The sequence below is a fragment of the Agrococcus sp. Marseille-Q4369 genome (assembly GCF_018308945.1).
Taxonomy (GTDB): Bacteria; Actinomycetota; Actinomycetes; order Actinomycetales; family Microbacteriaceae; genus Agrococcus.
Genome location: NZ_CP070501.1, coordinates 2,007,574 through 2,021,198 on the forward strand (window position 1 = coordinate 2,007,574; position 13,625 = coordinate 2,021,198).

10 protein-coding genes, 1 tRNA gene and 1 pseudogene are annotated in these 13,625 nt (G+C 67.8%); 2 read left to right on the forward strand and 10 right to left on the reverse strand.

Going from position 1 to position 13,625, the window contains the following annotated elements; translation table 11 throughout:
* Positions 1-287: 287 nt before the first annotated feature.
* A complete protein-coding gene (locus JSQ78_RS10095) occupies positions 288-1,685 on the forward strand; it encodes a CPBP family intramembrane glutamic endopeptidase (protein WP_211447347.1) in 1,398 nt (465 codons plus the stop codon).
* Between the two features lie 151 nt (positions 1,686-1,836).
* Here the strand turns inward: JSQ78_RS10095 and lnt are convergent, their stop codons facing one another.
* The 6 genes and pseudogenes from lnt to JSQ78_RS10125 form a co-directional block, all read right to left on the reverse strand.
* Positions 1,837-3,393, reverse strand: a complete 1,557-nt coding sequence (lnt, locus tag JSQ78_RS10100; protein ID WP_211447348.1) for an apolipoprotein N-acyltransferase — start codon at positions 3,391-3,393, stop codon at positions 1,837-1,839.
* Positions 3,390-3,776, reverse strand: a pseudogene (locus tag JSQ78_RS10105) (heavy metal translocating P-type ATPase); the annotation flags it as partial. The pseudogene JSQ78_RS10105 and the gene lnt, both read right to left, overlap by 4 nt.
* Before the next feature lie 248 nt (positions 3,777-4,024).
* Positions 4,025-4,540, reverse strand: coding sequence for a GNAT family N-acetyltransferase (locus JSQ78_RS10110; RefSeq protein WP_211447349.1), 516 nt, complete (start codon positions 4,538-4,540; stop codon positions 4,025-4,027).
* 194 nt (positions 4,541-4,734) lie between these two features.
* Complete coding sequence (locus tag JSQ78_RS10115) at positions 4,735-5,775, reverse strand: S66 family peptidase (protein ID WP_211447350.1); 1,041 nt, start codon at positions 5,773-5,775, stop codon at positions 4,735-4,737.
* A gap of 84 nt (positions 5,776-5,859) precedes the next feature.
* Positions 5,860-6,633, reverse strand: a complete 774-nt coding sequence (locus JSQ78_RS10120; protein ID WP_211447351.1) for a toll/interleukin-1 receptor domain-containing protein — start codon at positions 6,631-6,633, stop codon at positions 5,860-5,862.
* A 371-nt stretch (positions 6,634-7,004) separates the two neighbouring features.
* Positions 7,005-7,364 (reverse strand): hypothetical protein, encoded by a 360-nt coding sequence (locus JSQ78_RS10125; RefSeq protein ID WP_211447352.1) that lies wholly within the window; start codon positions 7,362-7,364, stop codon positions 7,005-7,007.
* Positions 7,365-7,670: 306 nt separating this feature from the next.
* On the opposite strand from JSQ78_RS10125, the gene JSQ78_RS10130 reads away from it, so the two are divergent.
* Positions 7,671-7,755 (forward strand) — tRNA-Leu (locus tag JSQ78_RS10130).
* 274 nt (positions 7,756-8,029) lie between these two features.
* On the opposite strand, the gene JSQ78_RS10135 is transcribed toward JSQ78_RS10130, so the two are convergent.
* From JSQ78_RS10135 to JSQ78_RS10150, 4 genes are read right to left on the reverse strand one after another with little or no spacing between them, the layout of a single operon-like run.
* The gene (locus JSQ78_RS10135) at positions 8,030-9,649 is read right to left on the reverse strand and encodes a TniQ family protein (RefSeq protein WP_211447353.1); all 1,620 of its coding nucleotides are present in this window, start codon (positions 9,647-9,649) and stop codon (positions 8,030-8,032) included.
* A complete protein-coding gene (locus JSQ78_RS10140; protein ID WP_211447354.1) occupies positions 9,618-10,685 on the reverse strand; it encodes an ATP-binding protein in 1,068 nt (355 codons plus the stop codon). The genes JSQ78_RS10135 and JSQ78_RS10140 overlap by 32 nt, the downstream gene beginning before the upstream one ends.
* The gene (locus JSQ78_RS10145; protein ID WP_249295624.1) at positions 10,682-12,691 is read right to left on the reverse strand and encodes a TnsB C-terminal domain-containing protein; all 2,010 of its coding nucleotides are present in this window, start codon (positions 12,689-12,691) and stop codon (positions 10,682-10,684) included. The genes JSQ78_RS10140 and JSQ78_RS10145 overlap by 4 nt, the downstream gene beginning before the upstream one ends.
* Before the next feature lie 21 nt (positions 12,692-12,712).
* A complete protein-coding gene (locus JSQ78_RS10150) occupies positions 12,713-13,426 on the reverse strand; it encodes a TnsA-like heteromeric transposase endonuclease subunit (RefSeq protein WP_211447356.1) in 714 nt (237 codons plus the stop codon).
* Positions 13,427-13,625: the final 199 nt, after the last annotated feature.

Sequence of the window (13,625 nt, forward strand, 5' to 3'; positions counted from 1 at the left end):
TCACCTGGCGAGTGGGCCGGTGAGCTCGGCGACCTCTACAACGGAACCGGCTCGCTCGAATGTGCGCGCACGTGTTCGTCGCGTCAACCAGCAGGCACCCACGTACCTAACGTAATGCCTGTAGCGGAGGATCTCTCGCAGCCTCTACTGACGACTCGACGAACTGCTGCTGAGAGGAGCCACGATCTGCGACATGCTCGGGTGCCAGCCGGGTGGCCTGTTCCCGGTCGACGCTCACGGAACGCAAGGCTGAGGTCGATAGCCTCGGGGGGACAGACGCGAGGAGCATGGTGACCGATCAGTCCGCCCAGCCCTGGGATCACTCGCAGCAGGGGCAGCAGCCTCGGCCTGCCTACAATCGGCAGCTGCCGCACGGCCAGCAGCCGCCTTACGGCGCTGCTCCCGTCGGCTCGCCTGCGCTCGGTTACGGATACTCCGGCGACGGCCAATCGCCCTATGGACAGTCGCCCTACGGTCAGCCGCAATACGGGTACGCCTTCCCGCGGCAGCTGGGCTTTGCGATGCAGCCGCCCAAGAAGCCGGCACTGCTGGCTGCCGCGCTGCCGATGGCGGGAATGTCCTTCGCGATGGTGCTTCAGCCGCTCGAGCAGCGCGTCGGCCGCTGGTTCCTGGCATGGGCGATCGCGATCGGCTTCTTCTTCGCTGGGCAGGTCATCTCGCTCGCGCTGCTGATGCCGGGCCTGGTCGCCTTCTTCCTGCAGCGGGACCCGACCGCGACCCCGACCGACGAGGCGGAGCTCACGGCCGACATGCTCGCCGAGGTGATTGGCTCGCCGCTGGGCATGGCCGGGGTGAACATGGCCTGGGCCGCGATGATCCCGGGCGTCATCGTCGCGTTGGCGGCCTTCGGCAAGGGTGCGGCCGGGTATGCCTCCAGTGTCGTCGGCCGCTGGCGCTGGGGTGCTGTGGCCCGCTCGGCGCTGCTGATCCTCCCCATCTTCGCGATCTACATCGGCGTCTCGCTCTGGATGGACCCGAGCGTCGAGTGGCAGTGGAATCCCAACTGGGGCCTCGTCGCGGTGGTGCTGCTGACCACACCGCTACAGGCGACCGGCGAGGAGTTCACCTTCCGCGGGCTGCTGCCGCAGCTGATGGGCGGCTGGCTGCGCCACCGCTACGTGCCCGCGCTCGTCATGCTGCTGCCGGTGCTGACTGTGATCATGCTGCAGCCAGCGACCTGGTACCTCTCGCTGCTCTCGCTGGTCATCGCGGCGGTCGGGCCATGGGTGCTGCGTGGACCGCTGGGGAACGCGGTCTGGACCGGCCTTGCGACCGGTCTGCTGTTCGGCGCGATGCACACGCACCCGTCGATCGCGGCGACGCTGCAGCTCTCGCTGGTCGGCTTCACCTGCTCGATGCTCACCTACCGCACGGGCGGGCTCGAGGCGGCGTCGGTGCTGCACACCGCCAACAACGTCTTCATCATGGTTCCGCTCGCGCTCACGGGCGTCTCAGCGTTCTCATCCGCGCAGCCGGTCGCCGGCGAAGACTGGCTCTCCTTCGGTATCACCGCGCTGGCGCTCGGCCTCGCGTACCTCGCGGTGCACTTCGCCATGCGCGGGGCGCAGCGGTTTACGACGGGGGTGCCTGCTGCCGACCTGCTCGTGCCGCAGCCGCAGCCGCAGCCGCAGCCGCCAATGGCGGCACCCACCGTGACGCGCTGAGCCGAGTCGCGCGCTGCTGAGGATTCAGCGATGAGCGTCGTCGCGCGCTGCGAAAAGATTCGGCGCTGACCGGTGTCTCGAGCGACCTATGCATTGGGTAGGGGTGGGTGCGGCGTCGCACTTCGCGTCCACCACGTTCCTCCTCTGATGCTCACCGGAGTGCGCGACGGGCGGGCGAGGCGGCGGCGCCGGCGAGCACGGTGAGCAGCGCTGCGATCGCGATGGCGACCTCGATCCCGCGGCCGAAACGGATGGCGGGCGTGACCGTGGCGGACAGCGGTAGCGTGGCGACCATCGCGCCCGGCTCGTACTGCGGCAGGCGTTGCAGGATGCTGCCGTCCGCGAGCACGATTGCGCTCGTGCCGACGGTGGAGATCATGACGAGCGACCGTCCGCTCTCCATCGCACGCAGTCGCGCGATCGCGAGTTGCTGCACGTTCTGCGCACTGCCCTCGCCGAAGTCGGCGTTGTTCGACGGAACCAGGATCAGTTGCGCGCCACGATCGAGGACCATCTCGCGGGCGAGTGCATCATCGACGACGTCGAAGCAGATGGCCAGGCCCGCGCGGACGCCGCCGACGTCGAAGACGTTCGCGCTGTCGGGGTCGATCGAGAAGTCCCGCGGGATCAGATCGAGGAACCCGAACGCATCCAGCACGGGGGCGAGCACGGCACGGCTCGGGAGGTACTCGGCAAAAGGGACCGGGTGTCGCTTGTGATAGACCGCGTCGACGCCGTCATCCCAGAGCAGCAGCGAGTTGTACGTCCGCGTGCCCTCGGCCGTCACCGCTCCCAGGATGATGGGGGCCGTGAACTGCCGCTGCAGGTCTTCCAGCAGCGCGATGGTCGGGGGGTCCGTCTGCGGCTCGCGTTCGCCTGCGTTCTCGGGCCAGACGAGCAGATCGAGATCCTCACCGTCGAGGAGCGTGGTCGCGGCGGCATGCTCGGCGATGATCTGGCCTGGCTCGTAGGGGGCGAGCAGTCCAGCCTCCGACGCCCCCTGAGCAGCCCCGACCCGGATCGTCCCATCGTACTCGACGGGGACGGCGGGAACGAGCGCGAGGATGGCTGCGACGGCTACGGGTGCGACGGCGCGGCGGGTCACGTGGGCCCGGGAAGCGGACCTCACCGTCACCGCGGCTGTGGCGCCGAGCAGGGCGATCGCGAACGTCAGGCCCGCGATCCCCGCCCAACCGACGACAGGCCCGAAGGGGCTGTCCGCCTGGGAGTAGGCGAGCCGCCCCCAGGAGAACCCACCCCAGGGGATGGTGGATGCGAGCAGCTCGCGCGTCGTCCACACGGCGGCGAGTCCGATGATGGCGAGCACCGTCGAGAGCCACCTGGCCGCAGGGACGAGTCGCCACACGGAGGAGCTCGCGATGCCGCCGAGCCCGAACCACGCCGCCATGACGATGGTGAGGCCGAGCAGCGGCGCGGGTCCGAGGTAGACCGTGATCCATGAGATGTGGACGGCGTACTGGGTCACGCCCGTGATGAACCCCAACGCGAATGCGGCACCCGGAGTGCTGCCGCGGACGGCCAGGAGTGCCAGGGCGACCCCGACCGGGGCGAATGGCCACAGGTCGTACGGCGACCCGGATGCGGCCAGCGCTATCCCGCCGCCGGCCGCCAACAGTACCCGTGCGAGATCGACACGCGCCCGGTCGTCCTGACCGGGCGTGGCGGCAACCCGCTCGTGGCCGCTCACGCGGACGCGAGCGTCCGGACCGCGGACGTGACGGATACCGAGAGGATCGCTGGCCACCGGGCGGCGCGCACGCCGTTGAGGATCACGATGACCTCCGCGACCTCGTGGACCAGCACGACACCGCCGAACCGAGCACGCCGAAAAGCGCGAGCGGGAAGAGGATCACGATGATGAGCAACGCGAGGACGATGTTCGCGGCCCAGATGCGTCGGCCGCGACGCGCGTGACGGATGGCGGCAGGGATCAGTCGCAGGTCGCGGCCGGTGAAGGCGACGTCCGCGGACTCGATCGCGGCAACTGACCCCGTCGCGCCCATAGCAATCCCCCACGGTCGCTTCGGCGATTGCCCGGGTGACGTTGATCCCGTCACCGATCATCGCCGTCCAGCGCCGCTCATGCCTTCGAGTGTGCGCTACGACAAGTTCGTGGACACGTTGCGACACACGTGCGACAAGAACGTGGGATTACGACAACTTAGTCGGGATCCGACATGTAGGTTCTCACGCTCCGTGCCGCACGAGATCCCCGTGATTCCGGCGAAGTGGGGCGGCCGTTGGGCGCCTGCGATTCTCAGGTTTGTGTCGCAATCCGCAGAATCGGTGAGGGATCCAGCCGAGTGCAGTCCCGTGTCCTACCTGACGTCGATCGGAGCAAGCCCGCGCTTCATGATCAGGCTTCGGTACCGCTTGCCGGGCCACTGGACTTTGTCGACGGTCGTGAAGCCCCACCTTGCGTACAGCTCCACGAGGTGGCCGGCGGGCTCAGCGGTGTCGAGACCGATCGATGTGGCGCCCTGGTCAACGCACCAGGCGTATCCGGTGTCGCGGAGACGCTGGGCAAGTCCTTGACTCCGATAGTCAGGATCGACCGCGAGTTGATTGAGCCATGCCCGAGCAGGAATGCGGGCCTCAGGTGTCAGATCGCGTACCGTCTGCTCGGCAGGCCAAGAGATCGTCATCGTCGCCACCGTGCGGTCGCCGTCGACGAGCACCCACGACGCGCCAGCCGAGGCTCGGCGCAGCGTCGTCTCCTCATCCTGGTCGACGGCCGTGAAGTTCAGTCCGCGATCACCGAGCTCCGCGTAGGCGCGATGCAGCAACGTTGTCAGATCTGCGGCGTCGGCGGGCCTGAACGGTCGGATCTCCACGCCCCCATCGTGTCGTATGGAGTAGCCGGCGACCGACCTCTCATGGCGACCGTTACTCATGAGTCCGCGAGGACCTGTGCCACGAATTTGAGAACGGTATGCCAACTCTGCCCCGTGGACCGACAGGTGGTCCAGCGAGAGCACCGTGAAGGGTCATTGCGCAGTGGACAGCCGGCCGCCGTGACTTCTGTCCACTACGGCGTCGCGGCTCGCGCGGAGCGCGGCCAACTTTGCTTGATCTGACGAACGTGATCGTCGACGGTAACCCGGGCGAGCGCGCCGTTTAGGAGAGGCAGATGTGGCGGAACGTGCCCTATCTCCATGTCGAAGATGATTGGCAGCCCAAGTCCGCCAGTCGCGTCGAGCACCGCCTCGCGCTGGGTCAGGCCGCCGTCGCCCGGCGCGGCTGGAGCGCTCGTACGCCCGATGAGGATTGCGACTGCGTGATCGAACCATCCGGCGTATCGAAGGTTATGGAGGTGCCGACAGATGGCAAACGCGTCTTCCTCGGCGGCTTCGAGGTACACGATGAGGTTTCCGTGTTCCTGACCGAACGCCCGAACGTCGCCATAGGGCGTGCCCGCGATTCCCGCCATGACCTCGATGCAGCCACCGATTAATGTGCCGGAGACGTCTAGAGCGCGCGCGCCATGAAGTTGCCACCTCCCGGGTGTGGGGTCCTTCCATTCGGTGGCCGTTGCGTTCATCAGGGAGTGCCATTCCGCAACGACCTCGCTGTCGCGCTGGATCACGGTCGCCTCCGAGGTCGCGACATCCAGCCAATGCGCGAGCCCACTTGGCGTCCGGTACGGCGTGTCTGCCAGGTTGTCACCATGGAGCGTGGGCAACCCCGCGCGGAGGGTGAGTGGGACCATCCACGCTGATGAATCGGAGTACCCGACAACCCAGGTTGGCTCCGCCTTTGCGATCGCGTCGTAGTCCAGCTGGTCCAGCAGGTCGGGTGCCGTCCCTGCGCCGCCCCAAGGTGGAACCACGGCACGGATACGGGGGTCGGTGAGCATTGCGGTCAGCTCGGTGGCGCGTTGCTCCTTGGATCCGGAGACCCACCGGTCAGCCGACATGCAATCACCAACGATGACTTCGAAGCCGCGCTGTCGTAGCCAAGTGATGGAGAAGTCGATTCGAGCACGTCCCCGCTCACCAACTCCTGCCGATGGGGACGTCACCCCAATTCGATCGCCCAGTCGGAGCGGTTCCGGGAAGTGCAGCTGCATGAGGTTGATTCAATCAGTGGACCGCCGACTGCAAGTCGCGAGCGGCCAGCGCCGTCGGCTGGCCGCTCGCGACTCCACAGTGCGTCAGGCGACCGCTTCCTCTTGCGGCAGCACCGCGGCCGCGATCTTCTCCGCGATCGCGTCGGTCGTGTCGCGGCAGGTCTCGAATCCGGCGAGGTCGGGGAGGATGCCGCTGTATTCCGCGACCTGTTCGAACGTCACGTTGTGAAGGACCGGGATCAGGGTCCGCTTGTGCAAGAGTGCGCCGAGCTCACGCTCGGTCCAGAATCGCCCTGCGAGGTACGCCGGGGTCAGTAGCGCAATGCCACAGCGCGCCGATCTGAGGCCACGGTCCATCTGCAGGGACTGGCTCTGGCCGGGGGTGATTGTCAGTTCGTCGAACCAGACCGAGACTCCCATTTTCTCGAGAGCGGTCCGCAAGCTCTGCGCAACGTCTGCCCCGTCGATCCGAGCGTAACTGAGGAACGCGTCCCACTTCCGATCTGGGTGCTTCGTGGCCTCTGCCTGGATGCGGTCGGCCAGGACTTGCTCGTTCGAGGTGAACGAAGGGCGACCAGACCCTGCGCGCAACCGGCGGTTGGCTTCCGCGACGGCTGCGGCGTTGTCGACCGAGACCCGTTTATTGTGCTCGTTGACGCGCTGTACCTCGCGGTTGTACGCGTCGACCTTGCGCTGTGCTTCTTGCGTCACACGGGCGTTGTGCTGCCGCACTTTCCGGTTGTGTTCCTCGACGCGCCGTCGGTTCTCGCGGTTCACCCGGTCGACCTCGGACTGGACCTTGCGTTGTGCTGCACGCAGGTTGGCCTCGAACTGTGCGCGATTGAGACGTTGTGCCATGGTGGCGTTCCGTTCTGGACGCCCACGCCTCACCCGACTCGACCAAACTCGGCGCCGAATGCGCCAGCCTGCTCATTGCTGGGCTTAGGCTCTGGGTGATCGCCTACCAAGAGATCATCCAGGACCCCGAGCCGCCTGACCGTCTTCCGCGTCCAGTGCGAGCGCGGGGTCTTGGCGTCCACCTTCCAGTGTCGCTGGGGGAACGTACGTTCGACGTAGCGACACACGTACGACCGCCGGGTCCGCCAGACACTGTCGGCGACGCGCGCCGGTTTGCGTTGCACGGCGTCGGGAACCGACCGAGCGTCATTGTCCCTGCGAGTGCGATCGCGATTGCCCAACGGCGTTGGAACGCCGGCGGCTACCTGCTGCTACCGGCCGGTCGCTGCGCGATGCAACTCGGCACTTGTGCGGCTTCCAAGGTCGGTGCCGTCTGCCAGCCGCGTCACCACCTGATCGACGTGCGGCCGGAGTCGGAGGCCAAGCTCATCATCGAAGGCGATGACGGCACCCATGAAGTCCGCGACGTTCTCGAATGCGCTCGTGTCGCGCAACGCTGCCGTCGTCACCCCAGCGATCGCTGGATCGAGAATGATCGACACCGTTCGATGTTCGTATCGGATCGAAGCAACCGAGCGAGCCAGGGCCACGCCGGCTGCCGCCCGCTCTGCCAGGAAGTCCTTGAATGCTGACTCGATTTCGTGCGCGGTGGACTCGTCATCGTTCGTCATCCCGACACCGTAGCCGTGCCCACCTGCATTGGCGTGCGTAGTTTCAGCACGGAACGACGAGGGCGGTCCGCGCGATCCCGCCGGACGAGCACTCTGATGCAGTTGCGGAGGCCGAGGTCGCCATGCGCATCACGGGTTGCCAGGGTCGACGACCACCGCCTGTTCCCCGGTGACAACGCTGTCTCCCCGCGCCGCTTCGCGATGACCAGCTCAATGAATGCGCAATTGTCCAGCGACCTGCTGGACAATCTCCATGAGAACCTGCCACGGGCGTGGGAAGGGCCGGACGGCCTATGCTCGATGCGGGCCGACGTGGCTGGAACTGGCAGACGCGGCGCATTCAAACTGCGCTCCACGGACGTGGGTGCGGGTTCGACTCCCGCCGTCGGCACTCACCATCTCCTGCCGGCAACCACGAGGTCGTCCGCACCCCGGCTTGGGCTGTCGAGCTGCCATTGCAGCGCGGCCTCTCGCTCGACAGCGACCGCTGCGACCGGGCCGAGCGTCTGCTCGACCACAAGTTCGCAGGAATCCTCGGCGGGCCAGTCGAAGGTGCCGGAGTGGGCGTACTCGTCGCTGGCACCGGGGCTGTTGAGGCTGGGCGCGGCGAGGTAGCCGATGAACTCCTGCAGGGGCCGTGGCTTGATGCGCCAGTGCTCGTTCCTTCATGGTGGCCGTCGCGGTTTCGCGGGTCTCAGTGCTGCCGCGACGAGCGCAAAGCCCGCTTCGTCGATCGGCCGGTTCTCATCGCCTGGACTGACCGGCGTGTAGGCGGGAGGGGCGAGCGCGGGGTGGCTGGCGGTGTACCAGGCCCAGAAGTGGGTGATGGTGGTCTCGTCGGCGACGAGCCCGGCCGTCTCGAAGGCTTCGGCGACGGCGAGGTAGTCGATCGCGGTCCGGCGTCTTGCGCGGAAGTCGATGGTCGGGGGATCGCCCTGCAGCTGCTCGAAGTGCGCTTCGAGGCGATCGAGATAGACGTGCCAGTCGGGGTCGGCGACGTGTCGGAGCCGTGCGGCGGCGACGCGCTGGATGTCGACTGGCAGGCAGAGCTCGAGGGCGAGTTCCGCCCAGCTGTCGGCGCGGCCCAGCGCGAGAAAGCAGAGCGCGTTCAGCGAGCCTCCGATCGCGTCGCACCGCCACGGCGGCGACACGAGACTGTCGGGCAGGAACGCCGGCACCCACTCCGCCGGCGGACTCGGGCGGGTCATGGCGTGTTCGGGGAGGTGGTCGATCTTGACGTTGAGCTTCACCTGGTGCGCTGGCGGTGCGGCGAGGTTCCTCCTGCCTGCGCGCCAGGCGAGCTGAGCGCGCCGGCTGAGGTGCTCTCGTTGCCGGTTCGCGAACCAGGTGAGCAGGATCGGGTTCACGTCGATCGGGTGCTTGGGCTGCTGTGCGAGGAAGTACCGCTGGAAGTGGTGCGTCGTCGTTGCGCGGTGCAGCGCGGGGTGCTCGTCGCGGCCGTCACGCAGCGCCTCGAACGCGGCGACGGCCGCGATCGCCGCCTCGATGGGGTCGTGCGTCTCGGCGCCTGCGGCCAGTTCGTAGAAGCAGTGCAGCAGGCCCGCCTGCTGCTTCGAGGTGACGAGCATGCCGGCGAAATCCCGGTGCTCGCCGCTGCGCTGCTCGCCGACGGCGTGCGTACGCTGGAGCACCTGCTGCGCGTGCGCGGCCCGCTCATCGACGGGGACGTGGGGTGCGTCGCCGAGGTCGCTGCCGCACCAGTTCCTGCCGGTGCGGCCCCCGACGCGCTGTGCGCACATTGCCGGCTTCAGTCTGAGGGTGAGCCATGCCCTGTTGTGCCAGGGTCGGCCGCCGCAGGCGGGGCAGCGGTCGAGCAGTCGGAGGCGGTGCTGCGGGCAGATCAGCGCCCACGGCTCGCGCCAGCTACTGCGCCAGATGCCGTCGTCGGCCAGGCATGCGGGGCAGTAGCGGCCGCCGTCGGGGTGCGCGTCGAGCTGCCAGCCGCGCAGGTTCTCGCGCTTGGGGATCGCGGGGTCCGGTGAAGGCATGGGGAAGCCGAGCAGTGCCGGTGCCCGGTCGGCGGAGCGGATCCACGTGTTCAGGTGGCTCGTGGCGGCGAGCGGTCTGGGGGAGAGGGCTTGCAGCATGCGCTTGGGGGTGAGGCCGTGGCGGTGGCTGGCGCGGCGTAGCCAGCCGAGGGTCGTCTCCCCGTCGGACGGGGGCACGTGTAGGGGCCAGCCGGTGAGAGAGTAGCCGCCGGGGATGCTCCGCAGACTCGCCTTGGCGGGCGGGTCAGGCGCTGCGGCGGGCTTGCTCTGCGGCATGGTCGACGCTCACCTGCTGGAGGATGTCGGCATCGAGGGCTTCGCTGCCGTCGCGGATGGTCCGGTAGCAGGCGCGGTCGATCAGCGTCGTCAGTGACGCGATTCTGCCCTGGGTGCGCTCGTGCAGCAGCCGGGCGTGGGTGGCGAGGTTGCCGGGCTGATGGGCGGCCAGGTGCAGGTGTGCCTCGAGCCGGTCGAGCATCAGCGTCCAGGCGCGCATGCCAGCGTCGCTGGTGATGGAGAAGGCGGGGACGGTGCAGCGGGTGGTGCGGCGGGAGGTCTGGGCCATGGCGCGCTCCTCGCCGACGAGGCCTTCGTCGAGGAAGCGCTTCTCGGTCAGGCCGACGCCGACGAACACGAAGGTGGCCGGGATCTGGTTCGCGAGCCCTTTGAAGTGGTTGCTGACGTCGAGACCGTTGCGGACGCGCAGGTTCACGAAGTGGACCTCGTCGATGATGATGAGCTTCGTCTCGCAGCTGGTCGCGCAGTCGACCACCGCCCGGGTGAGGTCGGTGGTGGACGCGGCCTGCGCAGTGGGGTGGCCGTAGAAGCGCAGGATCTGCCGATTCAGACCCTTCAGCGTGACGTCGGCGGTGAGTGGCACGTACGCGACCGGCAGTCGCTGGTGCCCGTCGGTCGTGCGTGGCCCGTAACGGCGGTACTGCTGCCGGTGCAGCCGCTTGGCGTAGCCGGTCGCGATGGTGGTCTTCCCCTGCCCGGGCTGGGCGTCGATGACGACCGCACCGCGCAGCCGATCCCCGTCACGCCTTGCGGAGGCCAGCACCTGGTCCATCAGCTCGAAGGCGTGCTCCATCTGCGGGGTGCGGATCGTCGGCGGGTTCGCGTTCCACACATGCCGCGCCTCGTCGCAGTCCGCGCGCTCATCATCGTTCATCGCCCGCAGCTCGGCGAGCGAGAGGTCGGGCGGTCGCGGCCGGGCTGGCGCGTTGACAAAGGCGTCCCAGCCGGTCTTGGTGGCGAGCTGGAACGGCTGCGTGTCCCAATCGCGCAGCCACACCGCCCACGAGTTGGTCATTCTTCGAGCCCGATCTCGTCATGGTCGAGGAAGTACTGCTCGAATAGCGCATCGACATCGTCTTGCGCCTCGAGCTGGCGGCGTTGCTCGCGCTGCATGGCGAGGTCGATGACGACGGACACGTCCAGCGTCTGCAGTGGAGTCGTTGCCGTGACGCTGCCCCTCGACGCGCGGGTGCCGATCTTCCGTGCGGCGGAGCGGTGTTTGCGGTCGAGTCGTTCATCGGATGCCCATGCGTCGAGCAGCTGCCGCACCGCCTCGCGTGGATCCACGAAGCGGTCCTTCTGGAGTGCGAGCCGCTTCACGTACTCGGCCGCGTCCTTGGAGAACGGTTGGTCGAGCGCTGCTGTGTGTTCCCACGCCAGCGGCTCGTACTGGCGCGTCTCCGGGTCCTGGAACCAGACCGTGCGCACGTCGTGGCTGTCGACAAAGATCGGCCACTTGCCGGCGTGCGCTCCGCCGAAGGTTGAGCGCTGGTTGCGGTAACGGGTCAGCGCGGCCCCGTCGTAGCGGCGCCCGTCGATCTCCACGCCGTAGTGCTGGATCGTGCGCCAAGCGACATCGAGGAACAGGAACGGCAGGTCGGGGTCGGTGGGGATGTAGAGGCCGCCCGTCTTCGCCAGGCCGACCTCGAACATCTCCGCTGGCGAGAGCGGCTGCCCGGGCAGCTCGGGTACGCAGAGCCCGTCATGCTTGGTGCGGTGGTAAATCGTGCCGACCCAGTCGCGGATGATCTGCTCCAACTCCTCGACCAGGTAGAACGACTGCCCCTCGACGTCGGCACCGCGGTGGTGCACGTCGGGGCCTTTGTAGCCGGGCAGGTGCTGCAGCAGGCCCTCGCGCAGGGTGCGGAAGAAGCGCTCGATCGTGGGCTTGTCGGTCGGCTTGTGCGGGATCGCCGGCTGGACCGTGATGCCCAGCCGCGCGCAGGCGGCGATGATGTGCGCCGACAGGTAGGGCGCGCCGTGATCGACGATGATCGCCTCCGGCAAGCACGCCGGCAGCCCCGCGACTCGCTCTTGCGACACGCCGTCCGGCACCTCGGTGCGGATCAGCAGATTGCGGGGCACGCCGTGGAACGGCCAACTCTGCTCACTGTCGACATCGAGGCGCGTGGTCGTGCACTGGTAGAGCACGCTCGCGACGTCGGAGGCGCACGTCGACCCCACCGTCAGCCGCAACCCCAGGATGCAGCGCGTGTAGAGGTCCTGCGCGACCGTCAGCTCCGCCGGGAGCCACCGCCCGGTCGCCGCCTCCATCGCATAGACGTCCAGTGGTGTCGTGTCGAGCACGACATACTCGCCGGGTCTCGTGGGGCGAAGCCTGCCGAACGGGCCGGCGGGCCGATCGGCAACCGAGCGGCGCTGCTTCGCAGACCCGAACGCGTGCCGACCCTTCGACAGCTCCTTCACTCGGCGATACGCCGTAGTCCGTGCAGGGCAGACGACCACGTCCTCGCCGTGCGCCTCGAAGACCCGGCGATTCGTCCGATCGATGACGACATCGATGGTCGGGGTCGAGGCGGACACGAACTCGCGGAGGACCGCCAGGCAGGCTTCGTCCCAGCGTGAGTCAACGGACGACCGCTGGGAGGCGACCCGTGAATCGACGAGCCCGGCGGGACCAGCATCCGTGTACGCCGACACCCAGCGCCGCAGGGTCCTTGAACTGACCGGCATCGAAGCCTCAAGCTCCTCGCAAGCACCGCGAGTCGACGTGCCCGTTTCGCACAGTGCCATCACGGCCGCCACTGCCTGGAGCCGCGTCTCGAGGTTCCGTCGATCGCGGTCGGTGAGGTTGCTCAAGACAAGGTTGGACGCCGCGGCCGGACCCGATTCTGCTGGGTCAGGGTCGACGTTGAGTGGTGCGGCGTGCAGCAGCACCTCACGCGCGGGTACGGTGCGCAGCGCCCCGCCCGCCTCGAGCACAATCGTGTCCGATCGGAGTTCGCGCACTTCGACGAGCTCGCCCTCGAACCACAGCTGCGACCCGGTCACGACTTCCACGACTCGAGCACGCATTGATACCTACCGCAGCCAGACCTCTGTGCGCCCGTCTACGGGTCGCTCGAAGTCGATATCCAGGATGCCTTCCCAGACGAGGCGCATGATGCCTTGTCGGCCGACGGCATCAACGAGGGCAAGCTCATCGATGGTCACGCCAGGCAGGACAGCTTCGGCAACATGCCCGATCGTTGTCCGATTCGGTAACGGTCGGCGGCGCGCGACCGCGATCGCCTGCACCCCAGCGACGCGCGCACGGCTCACTTCACCGGTCCAGACTTCGTACGCGAGCCCGCGGGCGGAGCAGACCCGCCGAGTCCATTCGAAGACCCGAGCGACATCTGCTCTGGCCGCGAACGCCGCGGGCTTCACGTCGACGACGAGCAGGCAAGCGTCATGCCGCAAGACGCAGAAGTCCGGCACATGTCTGATCGAGCCGTCAGCGTCCGCGCCCCGGAGCTGAAACGGCTGAGCCGCGAGCCAGATGGTCACGGGATCACGATCGGCGAGCAGGAGTCGCTCGAGCTCGAGCCGACTCTCGTACGCGACATGTGTCCGAGTGCGGAACGACCAGTACAGGCCCGAGTAGTGGCGCTGGCCCCGATGGGAACGGATCCGGCGGATCGGTTGGGAATGTGACACCCGGTCCAGATCCATCGCCCCGACGGTCGTCGTGACGTCCTCGCCGGTATCCGTGAGGTAGCGAACCTCGGTGTCAAGCAGCCCCGTGCCGCTCATGCCTCCGAGTGTCCGCTGGGACAACCTCGTGGACAGTTTGCGACACGCGTGGGACAAGAAAGTGGGACTGGGACAACTTAGATGGGATCCGACACGAGCGCATCGGGCCCGGTTTTCCTAGCCAACGTCCAGCATCCGTAGTAAACTTGAGCCAACGGCACTCAAGTTCGGATTGCCAGGACCAGCAACGATGGAGGAG